Annotated in this window: 20 protein-coding genes; 6 read left to right on the top strand and 14 right to left on the bottom strand. The window is 66.6% G+C overall.

The window, feature by feature from the left end; all coding sequences use genetic code 11:
* Window positions 1-24: 24 nt before the first annotated feature.
* The 6 genes from EG799_RS12815 to EG799_RS12795 are packed head-to-tail and all read right to left on the bottom strand — an operon-like array spanning window position 25 to window position 3,875.
* Entirely contained in the window at window positions 25-1,002 is a 978-nt protein-coding gene (locus EG799_RS12815; RefSeq protein WP_123881954.1) for a beta-ketoacyl-ACP synthase III, read from the bottom strand.
* Window positions 999-2,099, bottom strand: coding sequence for a phosphate acyltransferase PlsX (plsX, locus tag EG799_RS12810; protein WP_123881951.1), 1,101 nt, complete (start codon window positions 2,097-2,099; stop codon window positions 999-1,001). Before plsX ends, EG799_RS12815 begins: the two co-directional genes overlap by 4 nt.
* 33 nt (window positions 2,100-2,132) lie before the next feature.
* Complete coding sequence (rpmF, locus tag EG799_RS12805) at window positions 2,133-2,315, bottom strand: 50S ribosomal protein L32 (RefSeq protein ID WP_123881948.1); 183 nt, start codon at window positions 2,313-2,315, stop codon at window positions 2,133-2,135.
* A complete protein-coding gene (locus EG799_RS14100) occupies window positions 2,249-2,446 on the bottom strand; it encodes a hypothetical protein (RefSeq protein ID WP_181950936.1) in 198 nt (65 codons plus the stop codon). The genes rpmF and EG799_RS14100 overlap by 67 nt, the downstream gene beginning before the upstream one ends.
* 20 nt (window positions 2,447-2,466) lie before the next feature.
* Window positions 2,467-2,934 carry a hypothetical protein gene (locus tag EG799_RS12800; RefSeq protein ID WP_123881945.1) on the bottom strand — a complete coding sequence of 156 codons (468 nt, stop codon included), beginning with the start codon at window positions 2,932-2,934 and terminating at the stop codon, window positions 2,467-2,469.
* Window positions 2,916-3,875, bottom strand: coding sequence for an acyl-CoA desaturase (locus EG799_RS12795; RefSeq protein ID WP_123881942.1), 960 nt, complete (start codon window positions 3,873-3,875; stop codon window positions 2,916-2,918). The genes EG799_RS12800 and EG799_RS12795 overlap by 19 nt, the downstream gene beginning before the upstream one ends.
* A 79-nt stretch (window positions 3,876-3,954) precedes the next feature.
* Between EG799_RS12795 and EG799_RS12790 the strand changes: the two genes are divergently transcribed.
* Window positions 3,955-4,257 (top strand): metalloregulator ArsR/SmtB family transcription factor, encoded by a 303-nt coding sequence (locus EG799_RS12790; RefSeq protein ID WP_123881939.1) that lies wholly within the window; start codon window positions 3,955-3,957, stop codon window positions 4,255-4,257.
* Here EG799_RS12790 and EG799_RS12785 read toward each other — a convergent pair.
* Genes EG799_RS12785 through EG799_RS12775 form a run of 3 tightly spaced genes read right to left on the bottom strand, consistent with a single transcriptional unit; the run spans window position 4,254 to window position 6,128 of the window.
* Window positions 4,254-4,919: an MBL fold metallo-hydrolase gene (locus tag EG799_RS12785; RefSeq protein ID WP_325051117.1), complete on the bottom strand. Its 666-nt coding sequence runs from the start codon at window positions 4,917-4,919 to the stop codon at window positions 4,254-4,256. The genes EG799_RS12790 and EG799_RS12785 overlap by 4 nt on opposite strands.
* 56 nt (window positions 4,920-4,975) lie before the next feature.
* Entirely contained in the window at window positions 4,976-5,467 is a 492-nt protein-coding gene (locus EG799_RS12780) for a hypothetical protein (RefSeq protein ID WP_123881936.1), read from the bottom strand.
* 13 nt (window positions 5,468-5,480) lie between these two features.
* Entirely contained in the window at window positions 5,481-6,128 is a 648-nt protein-coding gene (locus tag EG799_RS12775) for a S24 family peptidase (protein ID WP_123881933.1), read from the bottom strand.
* A gap of 103 nt (window positions 6,129-6,231) precedes the next feature.
* Between EG799_RS12775 and EG799_RS12770 the strand changes: the two genes are divergently transcribed.
* Window positions 6,232-6,420 (top strand): hypothetical protein, encoded by a 189-nt coding sequence (locus EG799_RS12770; protein WP_123881930.1) that lies wholly within the window; start codon window positions 6,232-6,234, stop codon window positions 6,418-6,420.
* Window positions 6,410-6,778, top strand: coding sequence for a hypothetical protein (locus EG799_RS12765; protein ID WP_234029155.1), 369 nt, complete (start codon window positions 6,410-6,412; stop codon window positions 6,776-6,778). The genes EG799_RS12770 and EG799_RS12765 overlap by 11 nt, the downstream gene beginning before the upstream one ends.
* A gap of 72 nt (window positions 6,779-6,850) precedes the next feature.
* On the opposite strand, the gene EG799_RS12760 is transcribed toward EG799_RS12765, so the two are convergent.
* Genes EG799_RS12760 through EG799_RS12745 form a run of 4 tightly spaced genes read right to left on the bottom strand, consistent with a single transcriptional unit; the run spans window position 6,851 to window position 12,357 of the window.
* Window positions 6,851-8,284, bottom strand: coding sequence for an aldehyde dehydrogenase family protein (locus EG799_RS12760; protein ID WP_123881927.1), 1,434 nt, complete (start codon window positions 8,282-8,284; stop codon window positions 6,851-6,853).
* Window positions 8,285-8,320: 36 nt separating this feature from the next.
* Complete coding sequence (gene cysS, locus EG799_RS12755) at window positions 8,321-9,760, bottom strand: cysteine--tRNA ligase (RefSeq protein WP_123881923.1); 1,440 nt, start codon at window positions 9,758-9,760, stop codon at window positions 8,321-8,323.
* The gene (cobT, locus tag EG799_RS12750; protein WP_123881920.1) at window positions 9,760-11,589 is read right to left on the bottom strand and encodes a cobaltochelatase subunit CobT; all 1,830 of its coding nucleotides are present in this window, start codon (window positions 11,587-11,589) and stop codon (window positions 9,760-9,762) included. The genes cysS and cobT overlap by 1 nt, the downstream gene beginning before the upstream one ends.
* A gap of 54 nt (window positions 11,590-11,643) precedes the next feature.
* Entirely contained in the window at window positions 11,644-12,357 is a 714-nt protein-coding gene (locus EG799_RS12745) for a DUF4197 domain-containing protein (protein ID WP_123881917.1), read from the bottom strand.
* A gap of 53 nt (window positions 12,358-12,410) precedes the next feature.
* Between EG799_RS12745 and EG799_RS12740 the strand changes: the two genes are divergently transcribed.
* The 3 genes from EG799_RS12740 (at window position 12,411) to EG799_RS12730 (ending at window position 18,011) form a co-directional block, all read left to right on the top strand.
* Window positions 12,411-14,582 (top strand): primosomal protein N', encoded by a 2,172-nt coding sequence (locus tag EG799_RS12740; RefSeq protein WP_123881914.1) that lies wholly within the window; start codon window positions 12,411-12,413, stop codon window positions 14,580-14,582.
* Window positions 14,583-14,668: 86 nt separating this feature from the next.
* Window positions 14,669-16,288 carry a tetratricopeptide repeat protein gene (locus EG799_RS12735; protein ID WP_123881911.1) on the top strand — a complete coding sequence of 540 codons (1,620 nt, stop codon included), beginning with the start codon at window positions 14,669-14,671 and terminating at the stop codon, window positions 16,286-16,288.
* 139 nt (window positions 16,289-16,427) lie between these two features.
* Complete coding sequence (locus EG799_RS12730; protein WP_123881908.1) at window positions 16,428-18,011, top strand: cryptochrome/photolyase family protein; 1,584 nt, start codon at window positions 16,428-16,430, stop codon at window positions 18,009-18,011.
* Window positions 18,012-18,027: 16 nt separating this feature from the next.
* Here EG799_RS12730 and EG799_RS12725 read toward each other — a convergent pair whose 3' ends face one another.
* On the bottom strand, window positions 18,028-18,468 hold the full coding sequence (locus tag EG799_RS12725) for a BLUF domain-containing protein (RefSeq protein WP_158611076.1): 441 nt from the start codon (window positions 18,466-18,468) through the stop codon (window positions 18,028-18,030).
* Window positions 18,469-18,489 lie beyond the last annotated feature (21 nt).

Genomic DNA, 18,489 nt, shown 5'->3' with positions numbered 1-18,489 from the left:
CCGGCAGTTTTCGTTCAACTTCGATCAGGCGCGCAGCAGGCTGGCGCCCCAGGTGAAGCCCCCACCCATCGCTTCCAGCATGACGAGATCGCCCGGCTTTATCCGGCCGTCCCGGCGCGCGACGTCGTAGGCCAGCGGCACCGAGGCTGCAGAGGTATTCGCGTGCCTGTCCACCGTTACCACCATGCGCTCCATCGGCAGCCCCAGCTTGCGCGCCGTGGCGTCGAGGATGCGCGAATTGGCCTGGTGCGGCACCACCCAGTCGATGTCGCCAGCCTCGAACCCCGCATCGCCCAGCACTTCGGTCAGCACCGCCGACAGGTTGGTGACGGCATGACGGAACACTTCGCGCCCCATCATCCTGAGCTTTCCGACCTCGCCCGTGCTCGACGGACCGCCATCGACGTACAGCAGTTCGGAATGCTCCCCCTCGGCGTGGAGGCGAGTGGCGATGATCCCGGCCGCGTCCGGATCGGGCAGGCCGCCCATGTCGCGCGCCTCGATCACGAAGGCCCCTGCCCCGTCGCCGAACAGCACGCAGGTTCCGCGGTCGTCCCAGTCGAGGATGCGGCTGAAGGTTTCCGACCCGATCACGAGCGCGCGGGTCGCCATGCCCGACCGGATCATCGAATCGGCGGTGCCGAGCGCGTAGAGAAAGCCCGAGCACACGGCGGCGACGTCGAAAGCGGGAAAGCCCCTGCCGCCGAGCGCTGCCTGCACCTGCGTCGCGGTGGCGGGGAAGGTGTTGTCGGGCGTTGCGGTGGCGAGAACCAGCAGGTCGATATCGTCGATCGCGATACCGGCATCGGCCATGGCTGCCCGTGCAGCGTCCGTGGCCAGCGTTCCGGTGGTCTCGCCCTCCCCCGCGATATAGCGCTGGGTGATTCCGGTCCGCTCGCGGATCCATTCGTCGCTGGTATCGACGGTTTCCGACAGTTCCGCGTTGGAAACGCAGCGCTTGGGCAAGGCCGACCCCGTTCCGGTGAGAACGCTGCGAATCACCGGGCGGACCCGTCCGGATCGGCAGGTGCGGGTTCGGACGCAACCGCGGCGCCGGCGCGCCCGCTATTGTGCCAGGAATGCTCGTCCATCTCCGCAAGGTCGGCGGCGATGCGATCGGTAATCTCGCTTTCCAGCAGGCGGGCGGTCACGGCGACGGCATTGGCCACCCCGTCGGCGGTGGCGCTGCCGTGGGATTTCACGATGACGCCGTTCAGCCCGAGAAAGACCCCGCCATTATGGTTGTTGGGGTCGAGATGATGCTTGAGCAGTTCGGTCGCCGGCCGCGAGATCAGGAAGCCGACCTTGGACCGCAGCGAGGAGCTGAACGCCGTCTTCAGCAGATCGGTCACGAAACGTGCCGATCCTTCCATCGCCTTCAACGCGATATTGCCGGTGAAGCCGTCGGACACGACCACGTCGACATCGCCGCGATTGATCTTGTCGGCCTCGACATACCCCTCGAAGGCGAGATCCAGCCCCGTCGCGTCGCCCAGCATCTGCGCGGCGCGCTGAAGGTCGTCCGTACCCTTGGTGCTTTCGGTGCCGATGTTGAGCAGGCGGACCCGGGGGGCGGTCCGTCCGGTGACGATGCGCGAATAGGCCGCGCCCATGATCGCGAACTGGACGAGATTGCGCGCGTCGCACTCGGTATTCGCGCCGAGATCGAGCATGATGACGTCATGCTCCTCGAGCGTCGGGATGAGCGCGGCGAGCGCCGGGCGGTCGATGCCGGGCATGGTGCGCAGCGCCAGCTTGCTCATCGCCATCAGCGCGCCGGTATTGCCGCCGCTTACCGCAGCGCCGCACTCCCCGGCCTTCACCGCGTTGATCGCCAGCCCCATGCTGGTGGTCTTGGCGCGGCGGATGGCGCGGCTCGGGCGTTCGTCGCCCGCAACCGTATCCTCGCAATGGAGGATTTCGGAGGCGGAGCGCATGTTGGGATGGTCCTCGAGCGCCGCCTTGATGCGCGGTTCGTCCCCGACCAGCAGGAACTTGAACTTGTCGTGCCGGCGCCGCGCGAGGGCGGCGCCGTGAACCATCACGCGCACGCCCTCGTCGCCGCCCATCGCGTCGACTGCGATACGCGGGAGGCTCATGCGCTAACCTTCCTGTCGGGGGAAACGGAGGGTTTAACCGGCCTTCGGCTCGAGAATGAGGCGACCGTTATAGTGGCCGCACGCATTGCACATGTTGTGCGGGCGCTTCAGTTCGCCGCAGTTCGAGCATTCGTGGAAGGCCTCGACCTTCAGCGAATCGTGCGCCCGGCGATTGCCCCGGCGATGCGGCGAAACTTTTCTTTTAGGGACAGCCATTGCGGCACCTGTTCCTTGAATTCATGCAAAATTGATCGAAACCGACCTAGGCCAAGCACCGCCAACGCGCAAGCGCGCCGGGTTCGCTGGCCAGGGATGCGGCGAAGGCGCGCGCTATAGCGGTTTTTCACCGCGTTGCAAGCCGTCTCGCCTAGACGAGGATGGCAGTCCCCGCCGCCAGGGCCACCCCCGCGCAGAATACCGCGATCCTACCAAGCCCACCGGTCGATCGCAGGGGGATGTAAAGCGCCATGGCCGCCAGCGCCGCCACCGCGCCAAGCACCCCGAACGCCGGCGCGGCGGCGACCGCGTCGCCATCCATGAGGAACACCCCCAGCACAAGCGGCGCGATAGCGGCGGTGCCGAAACCGGCCAGCGCCACCCGGGCCGGGCCGGGATCGCTCCCGATCCGGGCCAGCGCGATGCTGCCGGCTACGACGACGATAAGCTCGGTCACGATGAGCACCGCCAGGAACAGGCCCGGAAACCCGATGGCAAATGCTATGATCGCGGCCGCCGGAATGGCGGTCAACGTCATTGCCAGCATCCCCGCGCCCATATCCAGCGGCGCGGTAGCGTCCGGATCGCCGCGCGCGGCAGTCATGATGCGACGCCCCATGTCCGGCGATTTTGCGACAGCCCTCGCGGCCCGATCTCGCGCAACGCCGCTTCGCGTCCCGGCATATCGGCGGGCAGGCAGACGTCCCAGGCCAGCCCGGCCCTCTCCATCGCCCGAATAACCGCGTATCCCCAGTCGCTCTGCCCGGTCCGCAGGCCGATGCGCGCCGAGCCGGGAAAGGCGTGGTGATTGTTGTGCCACGCCTCTCCCATGGTGAGGATCGCCGCCCACGGCACGTCATGCGCCTGCACCCCGGCATCGGCGACCAGCCAGCTTTGCGGTCCGCGACGGTGGGCAAGATAGCCGACGAACCAATGGCCGTGAACCGTGATCGCGACCCTGGCGCAAACGCCCCAGACGACGAAACCCCATCCGCCGGCGATCCACAGCAGAGCCGCGACGGGAAGTTGCTGCCACATCCACGTCCGCTCCAGCCAGCGGATCGCGCGGTCGCGATGCAGCGGCGAGAGATCGAAGCGCGGCGGACTGTCCAGCTCCAGCCGGCAGTGCAGCTGCCACCACGCATCCCGAAGCAGGCCCGAGCGGTGCGACAGATAGGGATGGCAGGCAGGCTGTCGCTGCGCCCAGTCGCGCAGATCATGCGTGCGCACGATCCACAGCGGCCCGCTCATCCCGGCAAGCGTGCCCCACCACACGAGGGACAGCCGCAAGGGGCGCGAGGTGCGAAAGCTGCCGTGGATCAGCAGGCGGTGGAAACCGATCGAATGTCCGAGCAGCACCGCCAGCCCCGTCAGCACGACGAAGGCGGCCAACGCGCCCCAGCTGAACAGCAGCGGCCCGGCCAGCAGCGCCACCACCAGCATCCCGCCGTTCCACAGCGAATGCACCGGATCCCACCGAACGCGGCCCGCCACCGCGTCGGCGCCCGCAACATCGACGATCCAGTTGACCTCGCATCGGTCGCGCGCTTCGATGTCCATGCCGACTCCTAAGTATTTAGGTAATGACTTAATCGCTTAGGTGCTGGAAAGGATTTAGGCAAGCGCTTATATGCCGCCCATGCAACGCGTATTCGAAGCCCTGTCATCCACCGTTCGTCGCAAGATCCTCGCTTTGCTCAGCGACGGGAACGAACTGACCGCAGGCGCCATCGCGGACGAATTCGCGATCTCCAAGCCAGCGGTGTCGCAGCATCTTTCGGTGCTGGAGAATGCCGGACTGGTGGAGCGCGACAAGCGCGGCCAGTACGTGCATTACCGGCTCGTCGAGGCAAACCTCGCCAATACTCTCAACGGCTACCTTCAGGAAGTCTGCCCGGTGTCGCGCGGCATCAGGAAGAACCGCCAGCGCAAGGGGGACTAGCGTTCCGCCAGGGCGGCGTCGCCGACGAAAGGATTGCTCTGCCGCTCGCGGCCGAAGGTACTGGTGGGGCCGTGACCCGGCACGAATGTGACCCCGTCGCCCAGCGGCCACAGCTTGCCGGTGATCGCGTCGAGCAGATCCTGGTGGTTGCCGCGCGGAAAATCGGTGCGTCCGATGCTGCCCTGGAACAGCACGTCGCCGACGAAGGCGAATTGCGCGCCGCGATGGAAGAAGACCACATGGCCGGGCGTGTGGCCGGGGCAGTGCAGCACCTCGAGCTCCTGCTCGCCGACGGTCACGGTGTCGCCGTCCGCCAGCCAGCGCGTCGGTTCGAACACCGCGCATTCCATCCCGAAGCGCGGACCGTCCTCCTCCAGCTTGGCGATCCAGAAAATGTCGTCCTCGTGCGGACCCTCAATGGGAATGCCCAGCTCCTTCGCCAGCATGCCCGCCTGCCCGCAATGGTCGGCATGGCCGTGGGTGAGCAGGATCTTTTCCAGCGTAACCCCGGCGCGGGCGACCGCGTCCTTCAGCTTGCCGAGTTCCCCGCCGGGATCGACCAGCGCGCCGCGCATGGTCCTCGAACACCATACCAGCGAACAGTTCTGCTGGAACGGGGTTACGGGCACGATGGCGGCGCGGATCGGGGCTTGGGTGGTCATCGCAGACACGTGGCGGGGCAAGGTCCGCTATGCAAGGCGAAGAACGCGATCACCTCCTACCGCGCCGCCCCGCGACCCATGTGATTTATCGCGATGATCCGGACCGGCGTGTACGCGGTGCAAGCCGCGTCGGCGCAACCACGATCGAACCACATCTGCCCGCTGCCGACCATCGCCCCCTGATCGCGGGAGAAAATGCTGTCGCGATCCTGCGCCAGGGTGGCGCGCACCACATCGGCGCTAAACACCCTGTCGAATCGCGCTCGCAACTCGGCCGGAGTACGCACGAACGTGGTGCCGCCCTCGCCATTCACGCGCAACGGAAAGCGCACGCTGGCGATCACCGCTTCCCGGTCGCGCGCGCGAAAGGCCGCCTGCACGTGATCCAGGAATTGACGATAGGCCCGCTGACGCCGCTCTTCCTCGCGATCCTGATGCGATTGGGGGCGCGCCGGGGCGGACTGCGCCGGTCGCGCGTCCTGCGCCGTGGCGGATATCGGCGCGCCGGCACCCAGTGTCAGGGCCAGAACGGTCAAGGCGGGTCTCATCGCGGGGGCCATCCTACACGCGTCCGCTCTTCCATACCACTCTGCCGATGATGGCGAATTCGTCGGCGGCCAGATCGATGCCGGGATAGGCGTCGTTCTCGCTGAGCAGGGTGAAGCGGCCCCGCCCCTTGGCTGCGACGCGCTTGACCAGCAGCGATTCATCCAGCCGGACGACATGAACCCCGTCGCGGAACGGGCGAGGCGTGCGGTTCACCAGCACCTCGTCGCCCTCGCGCAGCAGCGGTTCCATCGAATCGCCCACCACCCGGATGGCGGACAGTGCGCCTGCATCCAGCCCGTGCTCCTTCAGCCAGCGACGCGAGAAGCGGAACGCGTCGAAGGGAATTTCCTGCGCCGCGCTCGCGCCCGGCCCGGCCGAAGCGTCGATATCGAGGCGGGGCACGTCCACCCACGGTCCCGAGGCGCGCGAATCCCGGGAAAACTCCTGCGGCGCACCGAGGTCCGCTTCGTCGACGCCGAGGAATTGCGCGAGCTTGCGCCGATCCTCTTCTTCGAGCTTTCGCGGACTACCCTTGGAGATATATTGCTGAAGATAGGTGGGATTACGATGCAGCATGCGCGACAACGCCGCGAGGCTGCTGCCCCTTTCCCGCGCCGCTTCAGCCAGTTTCTCTCGCGCATCCATCGGGCGTTTCCTCATGTCCTTGCCAAAAGCTTCCTACACGATGTAATTTTCCTAGACAAGTAGGATTTGAGTGGCGAGCAATAGGGCGTAACGAGTCGCCAGACAGAGGAAAATTGCGATGCTGATCCGCAAGATCGAAGTGTTCCTGCGCCATACAAGGATGCCGCCCACCAGGTTCGGCCGGCTCGCCACGCATGATCCGCGCTTCGTCTATGACCTGCGCAACGGTCGCATCCCCCGTCCGCATACCGAAAGACGGGTGGAACATTTCATGAACAAATACAGGGAGGACACAAGTGCGTATTGATCGAACCGAAACGGTGGAAGAAGAATGTCGGCCACGCCGTCGCACGCCGCGCAGCATACGCGAGCGGCTTGTCGAGGCGCTGGTGCTGCTGGGCGATGGCCAGGCGCAGATCGTCTCCCATACGGAGAGAAGCTGGGCCAGCATCACCTTCGCCGGCACCCGGCACCGGGTGGTCCTGGCGTTCGAGGGGGCAGATGCGGTGGAGGCGGGCGAGTGTTTCATCGCCTTCCTTCCAGACCACGAATTCGCCATTCGCGGGCAGCTGGTCGCCGATGCCGCGGTAACCCGCGTCGATCATGCAGCCGCCCCGCCGCGTCTCGTCATCACCTGCGAACTGCTGCTGCTGGAAGAGGCATAGGCGGCATCGGCGTGGAGAGTTTCGGCCCCCGGACCGTGTCACACCTGTTCCACCTTCGGCGCGCCGGGCCCATCAGGTCCGGCGGATGACCAGATTGCGAATCTCGGTCATGTCCTCCATCGCGAAGCGGATGCCTTCGCGGCCCAGGCCGGAATTCTTCACCCCGCCATAGGGCATGCTGTCGACCCGGTAACTGGGGATTTCATTCACCATCAATCCGCCGACGACCAGCGTGTCCCACGCATCGAGCACCTTGAACAGGTCGCGCGTGAAGATACCCGCCTGCAATCCGAATTCCGAGCGGTTGACCTCGGCCAGCGCCTCACTCCATTCGCGAAACTTCATCAGCACGGCGACGGGACCGAACACCTCCTCGTTCACGACCTTGGCAGACCTGTCGACATTCTCGAGGAGCGTCGCCTCCACCATCCGCCCCTCGCGCGTGCCACCGCACAGCACACTGGCGCCATTGTCGACCGCCTCGGCGATCCAGTTTTCGACGCGCTCGGCCTCGCCATCGTCGATCATCGGTCCGATGAACGTGTCGCGGTCCTTGGGATCGCCGGTCTTGAGCTCGCGTGAAGCCGCCACCAGCCTGTCGCGCAGGGTCTCGTACACGTCCTCGTGGATCACGATGCGCTGCACGCTGATGCAGCTCTGGCCCGACTGGTAGAAGGTGCCCTTGATGATCCGCTCGCACGCATCGTCCAGATCGGCGTCCCGGTCGACCACGACCGCGGCGTTGCCGCCCAGTTCCAGCACGACCTTCTTCTTGCCCGCGCGCGCCTTCAGCGCCCAGCCGACTTCATCCGATCCGGTGAAGCTGAGCAGCTTGAGGCGTTCGTCCTCGCTGAACAGGCCGGCCCCGTCGCGGCTGGCCGGCAGGATGGAGAACGCGCCTTCGGGCAGGTCGGTCTCGGCCAGCACCTCGCCGATGATGAGCGCGCCGAGCGGAGTCTTGCTGGCCGGCTTGAGAACGAAGGGGCATCCCACCGCGATGGCAGGCGCCACCTTGTGCGCGGCGAGGTTCAACGGGAAGTTGAACGGACTGATGAAGCTGCACGGCCCGATCGGATAGCGTTTCCAGATCGACTGGTAGCCCTTCGCCCGTTCGGAGATGTCGAGCGGCATCACCTCCCCGTACATGCGCGTCGATTCCTCGGCTGCCAGGCGGAACGTGTCGATCAGACGGGTGACCTCCCCCTCGCTGTCGCCGATCGGTTTTCCCGCCTCCACGCACAGGGCGTAGGCCAGTTCGTCGAACCGCTCCTCGAACCGCGACACGCAATGATCGAGTACCGCCTTGCGTTCGTAGTTGGCCATGCGCGCCATCGGTTCGCTCGCGCGGACGGCGCCGGCAATGGCCTCGTCGATGATCGCGGGGTCGGCGAGCGCGGTTCTGAAAGCGACCTTTCCGGTGAACTTGTCGGTCACCTCCAGATCGGTATTGGGCTGCTGCGCCCGGTTGTTGAGGTAAAGCGGATAGACGTCGTCGAGCTGGGGCATGGAATCTCCTTCGCCCCATGAACGGGGGAGCCGCCCCTAGAGTTTCCACTCCCAGCCGAGCGGATCACCGTCCATGACCTCGACGCCCCTTGCAGCCAGCTCGTCGCGGATTGCATCCGATGTGGCGAAGTCCTTTTCCGCCCGTGCTGCATTGCGGCGAGCGAGAGCATCCTCGATCTCGTTCGGTTCGATCACGGCATTGCCGGGCCTCACGCGCAGGTCCGCGCGTGACAGGGTGAGCAGGTTCAGACCCAGCACCGCATCCATCCGCTCCACCACGGCGCGCTTCGCACCAGCATCGACCTTCCTGATCGCCAGCGCCTCCTCCAGCGCCGTCAGCGCGACGGGGGTATTGAGGTCGTCGGCCATCGCGGCATCGAACCGCTCGATCAGGGCGGCGAATTTCGGATGGTCGGCATCGCCCGGCCCGGCCGCCTGCAATCCTTCGGCCTGCATCACCATCCGCTTGAGCCGGGTCAGCGCCGCGCCGAGCCCGTCCCAGGCGAACTCCAGTTCGCTGCGGTAGTGCGCTTGCAAACACATCAGGCGGTAGGCGAGCGGATGGTAGCCCCTGTCGACCAGCAGTTGCAGGCGCAGGAATTCGCCCGCCGACTTGCTCATCTTGCCCGTTCGTTCGACGAGGAAGTTGTTGTGCATCCAGATGCGCGCCCCGCTGTTGGCCGCATCGGACAGGCCGCCGCATCCGCAAAAGGCCTGGTTCTGCGCGATCTCGTTCGGATGATGGATCTCGCGGTGGTCGATACCTCCTGTGTGAATGTCGAAGGGGAAGCCCAGCAGCTTTTCCCCCATGACGGAGCATTCGAGATGCCAGCCCGGCGCGCCGCGGCCCCACGGGCTGTCCCATTCCATTTGCCGCGTCTCGCCCGGCGGAGTCGTGCGCCAGATGGCAAAGTCGGCGGCGTTGCGCTTGCCGTCGACGGTTTCGATGCGGCCTTCGCCCTCCTCGGTAACGGCACGGGCGAGCCTGCCGTAATCCTGCACGCTGGAAACGTCGAAATAGAGGCCGCTGTCGAGCTGGTAGCAATGCGCCTCCGCGATCTCCCCGGCGAAGGCGATCATGTCGTCGATATAGTCGGTCGCCACCGACCAGTGCGCCGGCTGGCGGATGTTGAGCGCCCTGACATCATCCCGGAACGCCTCGGTATAATGGCGCGCGATGTCCCAGATCGTCTCTCCGGACTTCGCCGCCGCCTTTTCCAGCTTGTCCTCGCCCGCGTCCGCCTCGTCGGTCAGGTGGCCGACGTCGGTGATGTTGATGACGTGGGTCAGCTTCAGCCCGTGCGCGCTCAATGTCCGGCCCAGCACGTCTGCGAAGACGTAGGCCCGCATGTTGCCGATATGAGGGTAGTTGTAGACCGTCGGTCCGCACGTATAGACCCGCGCCTCGCCCGGATGGACGGGGTCGAAGCGTTCGAGCTGCCGGGTCAGCGAGTTGAACAGGCGGAGCTCGGCCATCACTCCTCCTCGAACAGCCCGGCCAGCTGCTCGATGATGGTGCCGCCCAGTTGCTCGGCGTCCATGATCGTCACCGCGCGGCGGTAGTAGCGGGTGACGTCATGCCCGATCCCGATGGCGACAAGCTGGACCGGGCTCTGCTTCTCGATCCACTCGATAACGCGGCGCAGATGCGCCTCGAGATAGCCGGCGCTGTTCACGCTCAGCGTCGAATCATCGACTGGCGCGCCATCGGAAATGACCATCATGATGCGTCGGTCCTCGGGTCGCATGATGAGCCGGTTATGCGCCCAAAGCAGCGCTTCGCCGTCGATGTTCTCCTTCAGCAGGCCCTCGCGCATCATCAGGCCGAGATTGCGCCGCGCCCGCCGCATCGGCTCGTCAGCCTTCTTGTAGATGATGTGCCTGAGGTCGTTGAGGCGTCCGGGCTGTTCCGGCCGACCGTCGGCAAGCCAGCGTTCGCGGCTCTGCCCGCCCTTCCAGGCGCGCGTGGTGAAGCCCAGGATCTCCACCTTGACGCCGCACCGCTCCAGCGTCCGGGCAAGGATGTCCGCGCTGATCGCGGCGATGCTGATGGGCCGGCCCCGCATGGATCCGGAATTGTCGATCAGCAGCGTGACGACGGTATCCTTGAATTCCTGCTCCTGCTCGCGCTTGTAGCTGAGCGAGTGGCCGGGGCTGACGATCACGCGGGCCAGCCGCGCGGCATCGAGCAGTCCTTCCTCCTGATCGAAGTCCCAACTGCGGTTCTGCTGCGCCATCAACCGGCGCTGAAGCCGGTTGGCAAGCCGGGTGACGACGCCGGCAAGCCCCGCGAGCTGACTGTCGAGATAGGCGCGCAGCCGGTCGAGTTCGTCCTGATCGCACAGATCGCCGGCCTCCACGATCTCGTCGAAGGCCTCGGTATAGGCGCGGTAGTCGAAGGTGTCGGGGATGTCCTGCCACGGGGCGTTGCGGCGCTGGGGAAGCTGCATCTCCTCCCCGTCCTTGCCCGGTTCGCCCTCGGCCATCTCGTCCTCGCCGGGCGCCTCGTCCTCGGCCTCGCCGTCGCCTTCCTCGCCCTCGGCCCCTTCGGCGCGGGTTTCGGGCTGGTCGCTCTGGTCGCGCCCCTCGTCCTCGCTCTCGTCCTCCTCGGGCGTATCGTCCTCGCCCTCGGCCTCGTCGCCTTCCTCGTCGTCGAACCCCTCGTCGGTATCGGGAAGCTGCGGGACGATGTCGAGATGACGCAGCATGTCGAGGCCGCGCCGCTGGAACGCCTCCTGATCGTGGAGCATCTCGCCCAGCTGTTCGAAATCGTCGCCCGTGCGGCTCTCGACGAATTCGCGCACCATCTCCACGCCCCCGCGGGCGGCGGGGGGGACCGGCTGGCCGGTCAGCCGCTCGCGCAGCATCAGGCCGAGCGCGGTGGCGAGCGGGACGTCCTCGCTCGTTTCCGCGCGCGTGATCGGATCGCCGGCGATCCGGCGGTCGGTCATGCTGGCGAGATTGCCGCGCATACCGGCATATTCGGTTTCGCCGATGGCCTCGTAGCGCACGCGTTCGATGGCGTCGTAGCAGGCGCGCGCATCCTCGTCCTGCGGGCGACCGGCGGCGTGAACGGCAAGGTCATGGTGCCGCAGGCGCAGGGCGAAACTGTCGGCGAAACCGCGCGCCTCGCTCGCCTGGGCCGAGGTCAGGTCGCGCCCCGGCATCGGCACCCGCATCGACTTTCCCTGCAGCACCGGCTGGTCGGCAGTGTAGCCGACATCGGCCTCCGCCTCGCCCGAAACGGCGCGCGCCGCACCGGTCAGCGCGGTCTTGAAACGGTCGAGGGGGGATTCATCGGACATGGGGCTGGACTTTCACGCCCGCTGCCTAGTCACTCCTGTTCGCGACGCAAGGGGTCAATAGCCGCGCGCGGCGGCTTCGGCCCCGAACACGCCGATCAGCAGCGGATCGTTCGTGGCGCGGGGATTGGCGCGGATGTTCGCCTCCTCGCGGCCCATCTGCGTCCAGATCGCGTCGTCTATCGTGCGGCTGAAACTGCGCGCCACGCCGCCGACGTCCACACCCGTCAGCCCGGCAAGCAGTTCACCTACCAGCGGTTCGTTGGCGATCCGCATCGCCTCCCCGAGCTCGGGAACCATCGCCTCGACCAGCGTCGTGCCCATGTTCTGCCGCAGGAAGGCGGTCGCCGCGGTCGGTTCGCCGTTCACCAGCGCCAGCGCGTTCTGGATACCGATGACGCGCACGGCATCGGCCACCAGCGGCGCGGCACGCTCGGCACCCTCGATAGCGATATCGGCGAACGCGCCCTCCAGCCGGCTCTTGAACAGCGAGGAGGTGAGAATGCCCGAGAGGACGGTGCCGCGCGTGCCGAGCAGGTTCGCCAGCCCCAGCTGTGCCACCTGTTCGTCCCAGAAGCCGCCGGGCGCGGTCAGGGTCATGAACGCCTGCTCGCTGGAGACGTAGAGCAGGCGGCGCACCGCGTCCGTCAGGCTGAAGCCGCCGAAGCTGGAACAGCCCGGCAACGCCAGCAGCGATCCGGCAAGCGCCCCGCCGAGAAAGGTGCGGCGGCCGACGGGCGATTGCGCGGTCGGGGTGACGAATTCGGACATTAGGCGACTCCTTGACTTGTAGCGCACCGGGGCGCGCGACCATATGGGCGGCGATGCCCGCAACCCGCGCCCGACTGCTCATGATGAACGCCGCGCTCGGCCCGCTCGACTATCGCGTGCCCGATGAACTGGCGATTGAGCACGGCAGCGTGGTTATCGCCCCCCTCGGCCCGCGACAGGTCATGGGCATAGTGTGGGAAGCAGAACACCTGCCGACCGACCCCGTTCCGGAAGCGAAGCTGCGCCCGTTGCTGGGGGTGGTCGACGTGCCGCCGATCCGGCCCGAACTGCGGCGGCTCATCGAATGGACGGCGGACTATTACGTCGCCCCGATGGCCTCGGTCGCGCGCATGGTGATCGCCAGCGGGGGCGCGCTGCGCGGTCCGGCGACGATGACCGAATACCGCCTTTCCGGGGGGATGCCCGAACGCATGACCGCCCAGCGCGAACGGGCCATAGCCGCGCTGGAAGGCGAACAGGCGACGATCCGCGAACTGGCGGGCCTTGCCGGCGTGAGCGAGGGCGTACTGCGCGGCCTTGTCAACCAGGGCGTGCTGGAACCGGTGGCGGTCGATGTCGACCGCCCCTTCCCGCAGGCGCGCCACGATCACCACCTTCCCGACCTCAGCGCCGACCAGCGCGCGGTTGCAGACCGGCTGGCGGGCGCGGTGGAAGGGCGCGGCTTTGCTCCTTTCCTGCTCGACGGCGTGACCGGTTCAGGCAAGACGGAAACCTATTTCGAAGCGGTCGGCGCGGCGCTGAAGGCGGGCCGCCAGGTGCTTGTCCTGCTGCCGGAGATCGCCCTGACCGAAGCCTTCCTGTCACGGTTCGAGGAGCGCTTCGGGGCCGCCCCCGTCGTCTGGCATTCCTCGCTCCGGAGCACGCAGCGCCGCCGCGCCTGGCGGGCCATTGCCGATGGCGGGGCGCAGGTCGTGGTCGGCGCGCGGTCCGCCCTGTTCCTGCCGTACCGTTCGCTCGGCCTGATCGTGGTGGACGAGGCCCACGAGATCAGCTTCAAGCAGGATGACGGGGTGCGCTACAACGCGCGCGACGTTGCCGTGATGCGCGCCCACTTCGAACGTATACCGGTGGTTCTGGCGAGCGCCACGCCGGCCCTCGAAAGCCTGCACATGGCCGATACCGGCACCTACGAGAAGCTGGTTCTGCCCAGCCGCTTCGGCGGTGCGACCCTGCCCGATGTCCGGCTGGTCGATCTGACCGAGGAAAAGCCCGGGCGCGGCGCCTGGATTGCCCCGCCGCTGGTGCGCGAACTGGAAGCGCGGCTGGAACGCGGCGAACAATCGCTGCTGTTCCTCAACCGTCGCGGCTACGCTCCGCTCACGCTGTGCCGCAATTGCGGCTTCCGCTTCCAGTGCCCGAACTGCAGCGCCTGGCTGGTCGAGCATCGCCTGTCGCGCCGGCTGGCCTGCCATCATTGCGGGCACGAGACGCAGCCGCCCGCCACCTGCCCCGAATGCGGCGAGCCGGACTGCCTGGTCGCATGCGGGCCGGGGGTGGAGCGTATTGCCGACGAGGTCGCCGAACTGCTGCCCGATGCGCGCGTCGCGGTCGTCACGTCCGACACCATCAACTCGCCGGAAAAGGCGGCGCAGTTCGTGGCGATGGCGGAAGGGGGCGCGATCGACGTGATCGTCGGCACGCAGCTCGTGACCAAGGGGTTTCACTTTCCCGAACTGACGCTGGTGGGCGTGATCGACGCCGATCTGGGGCTGGAGGGCGGCGATCTGCGCGCGGCGGAGCGAACCTATCAGCAGGTGGCGCAAGTCGCCGGTCGCGCGGGCCGGGGCGAGAAGCCGGGCGAGGTGCTGATCCAGACGCGCCACCCCGAAGCGCCCGTCATCGCCGCGCTGGCCGCCGGAGACCGCGACGCCTTCTACGAGGCGGAAACCGAGAACCGCCGCCACGCCGGCGCCCCGCCCTTCGGTCGCTGGGCTGCGATCATCGTGTCGAGCGAGGACGAGGCCGAAGCGCGCGAGGCCGCCAACCGCATCGGCGCGACCCGCCCCTTTCTGCCCGATGTCGAGGTGCTCGGCCCCGCGCCCGCCCCGCTGGCCCTGCTGCGCAACCGCTATCGCTACCGCCTGCTTCTCAACGCCCGGCGCAGCGCCGAATTGCAGCGCGTCATCCGCGACTGGCTGGGGGCGCTGACTTTCCCGCAAGGGGTGCGCGTGGGCGTCGATATCGACCCCTACAGTTTCGTCTGACCAGCGACCGGACGCCCTATTTCATCGACGTGTTGATATCGGACGGCGTTGGACCTAGTCTCCCGCGCAGGACTGGAGGAAAATCAATGCGCCTGCTCACTTCGATGTGCGCGGTGGCGACCGTGCTCGCTTCCGCCCCCGCCCTCGCCGCCGACTGGTACAGGGCGGAGACCGAACATTTCATCATCTATTCCGAGGATTCCGAAAGCGACACGGTCGAGTTCGTGCAGGATCTCGAGCGGCTGGACGAGGTGCTGGAGCTGATGACCGGGGTGAGCGAGGACGAGGACGACCTGCCCGAATCGAGCAAGGTCACCGTGTTCCGCTTCGGCGAGACGCGCGACATGTCGAGCCTTGCCGCGGGCAATCGCAATTCGGGGATCGGCGGTTTCTTCATCGGCCGCGCGAACGGTTCCGTCGCGTTCGTGCCGCGCCAGCAGGACCGGCGCCGCACACGCAGCGCGCAGGGACAGACGAGCAGCGCGATGCAGCTCGATCCCAGGCACATCCTGTCGCACGAATACGTGCATTATTTCATGTTCCAGCACCGCGACGCGCCCTACCCGCTGTGGTATAGCGAGGGCTTTGCGGAGCTGTTCGGCAACGTTCAGTTCGAGGACGATTATTTCGTCATCGGAGAGGTACCGTCGGTACGAAGCTTCGCGCTCTCGACCATACCCATCGACCTGGAAAAGACGTTCGATCCGCCCGCCCGGCCCGATCGTTACACCGTCGGCCGGACCTATGCGCATGGGTGGCTGCTCGCCAGCCATCTCAACCTCAACCCCGAGCGGCGCGGCCAGATGGGCGCCTACATGGAGGCGATCCGGCAGGGCAAGCAACCGATGGAAGCGGCCGAGGAGGCTTTCGGCGATCTCGACGTGCTGCATGACGAGCTGGAGGAATTCCGCCAGGGCCGCGCCCGGATTTTGCGGGTTCCCTATGCGGTGGACGCCGATCCCCCGGTCGAGGTGCGCGAGCTGACCGAGGACGAGGTCGCCCGGATGGACCTGATGATCCAGTCCAAGGTCGGCGTGGACGATGACGAGGCGCAGAGCCTGGCCCGCGAGGCGCGCGGACTGGTGGCGCAATTCCCGCAGAGCCCGGCGGTCCTTCTCGCCGCGACCGAAGCGCAGTTCGATGCCCGCAATTACGACGAGGCCGAAACGCTGGCGCAGCGGGTCATGGAACTCGATCCCGATTCGATCGAGGCGGCGAACTATTACGGCGACGTGGCGCTGCGCCGGTCCTTCGCCGATCCCTCGCAACTGGTAGAGGCGCGCAACCGGTTCGCCGCGGCGAACCGGATGGAGAACGACCATGCCTATCCGCTCTACGGCTATTATCTGACCTATCTGTTCGACGACAGCCAGCCGGTGCCCGAACAGGCGAAGATCGCACTGGAAAGCGCGTTCCGCTACGCGCCCTACGACCAGAACGTGCGGCAGGCGCTGGTGCACATGCTGCTGAGCGAGGACCGGCCCGAGGAAGCGCACACCGTCGGCGCGTCCTGGTTCGCCGGACAGGGCGGCTTCAAGTGCATGGTGCGCAAGCAGTATGACGAATTCCTCGCCGGCAACAAGGAACCGCTGCTGGAAACGGCGCGTCCCGACCATCCGGGCGAATATCTTGACGAGGACGCGCGCGACGCGCGGCGGGACGAGATCGAGGCGCAGATCGAGAGCTATGGCTGCGAGGTCGACTGACCGGCCCGGCGAATGATCGTGTCACGCGGGCGCTGGAACGCATGCGCGTCATCCGGCGCCCGATTTGCCGCGGCGCAAGCGCCGCACGGTCTTTGGTCGGGGTTCCGAAACGCCGACCCGTGCCGGCCGTAGGCTTTTCATGGCCCGCAAAGACAATGCCCGCCCCGTCCTAGTCCCCGTCCTCGGCGATCAGCTGACCCGCACCCTCGCCGCGCTTCGCGGAAGGACGAAGGACGATACCGTCATCGTGATGATGGAGGTCTGGGACGAGGCGACCTATGTAAAGCACCACAAGCAGAAGATCGTGCTGATCTTCGCTGCCATGCGCCATTTCGCCGCCGAGCTGGAACAGGCCGGATGGACGGTCGACTACACCCGCCTCGACGACGAGAACAATTCCGGCAGCCTCACCGGCGAGGTCGCCCGCGCCGTCGAACGGCACGATCCGCGCGCCATCCATATCGTCGAAGCCGGCGAATGGCGGGTGCAACAGGCCATCGAGGAATGGCCCGACAAGTTCGATTGCGAAGTGGACATCCTCTCCGACGACCGCTTCGTCTGTTCCATCGCCGATTTCCGCGACTGGGCGCAGGACCGCGACAGCCTGCGGATGGAAACCTTCTACCGCGAGATGCGCCGGCGGACCGGGCTGCTGATGACGGGCCGGGATGGCGACCTGCCCGAGGGCGGCGAATGGAACTACGACAAGCAGAACCGCAAGCCGCCCGCAGACGACATGGACCCGCCCGAACGCCCGAAGTTCGAACCCGACGACATCACGCGAGAGGTGATCGCCCTGGTCCAGGACCGCTTCGCCGACCATTTCGGCGCGCTCGACACCTTCCACTGGCCCGTCACGCGCGAGGAGGCGGAGGAAGCCGCCGATGCCTTCTTCGCCGAACGTATCGAGAAGTTCGGCCCATACCAGGATGCGATGGTGGCGGGCGAGGACGACCTGTATCATTCGATGCTGTCCACCAGCCTCAATCTCGGCCTGCTCGATCCGCTCGACTTGTGCGAGCGGGCGGCGAAGGCCTACGCGGACGGCAACGCCCCGCTCAATTCGGTGGAGGGGTTCGTCCGTCAGATCATCGGCTGGCGCGAATATGTGCGCGGCTTCTACTGGTTTCACATGCCGCATCTGCAAAAGGCCAATGCGCTCGACGCCCGGCGCGCCCTGCCGGAGTTCTACTGGACCGGGGACACCGACATGGCCTGCCTCGCGGACTGCATCCGCTCGACCCGCGACAATGCCCACGCCCACCATATCCAGCGGCTGATGGTGCTGGGCAATTTCGCGCTGCTTGCGGGGATTTCCCCGCGCGAGGTGCAGGACTGGTATCTCATCGTCTATGCCGACGCCTACGAATGGGTCGAGCTACCCAACGTCGCGGCGATGATCCTCTATGCCGACGATGGAAAGCTGGCGACCAAGCCCTATGCGGCGAGCGGAAACTACATCAACAAGATGAGCGACTACTGCTCGGGGTGCGCCTATTCCCCGTCGAAGAAGACCGGCGAAGGCGCCTGTCCGTTCAACCCGCTCTACTGGCATTTCATGATCCGGCATCGCGACCGGCTGGAATCGAACCACCGGGTCGGTCGCATCTATGCCAACTGGGACCGGATGGACGAGGCGAAACGGCAGGACTACCTCGACAGCGCGGAGGCCTTTCTGGATACGCTGGTGCCGGCGGCGAAGACCTGGGCGCGCACGGACTGACGGGCCGCCTCGCGGATCAGGGAACCAGCTGCCGCTCGCTCGCCGTGCGCATCTGCAGGCATTCGCGCATCTGGTCGACGGCGCTCCACGCGTTCACGCCGACAAGGAAGCGGATGTGCTGCAATTCGTCGCGCAGCGGCAGTACGGTATCGTCGTCTTCCGACATCACCGCCATGTGCCAGTGGCCGAACAGTCGATCCTTCACCGGGACGAGGTCGATCAGCTTGACCTCGCGATGATCGAAGTCGCAGCAAATACGCTCGAAGACGGTTTCGATCGTCGCCGTGTCGCCTTCCAGCACCTGGATGAAATGATTGTCGACGAACAACAGGCTGCCGGTCAGACCGACCTTGCGATTGCGGTCCGCGGAAGATCGCGCGATTTCGTGCACCTGCTCCTGCACGGAGCGTTCGCCGTCGACGAGGTTCGACTGGCTGATGTAGAGGAGCCTGCTCATCGGCATCGCGTGCGCCTTTCG

Origin of the sequence: Aurantiacibacter spongiae (assembly GCF_003815535.1) — a bacterium.
GTDB classification, from domain to species: Bacteria; Pseudomonadota; Alphaproteobacteria; order Sphingomonadales; family Sphingomonadaceae; genus Alteraurantiacibacter; species Alteraurantiacibacter spongiae.
This window is presented reverse-complemented; position numbering and strand designations above follow the sequence as displayed.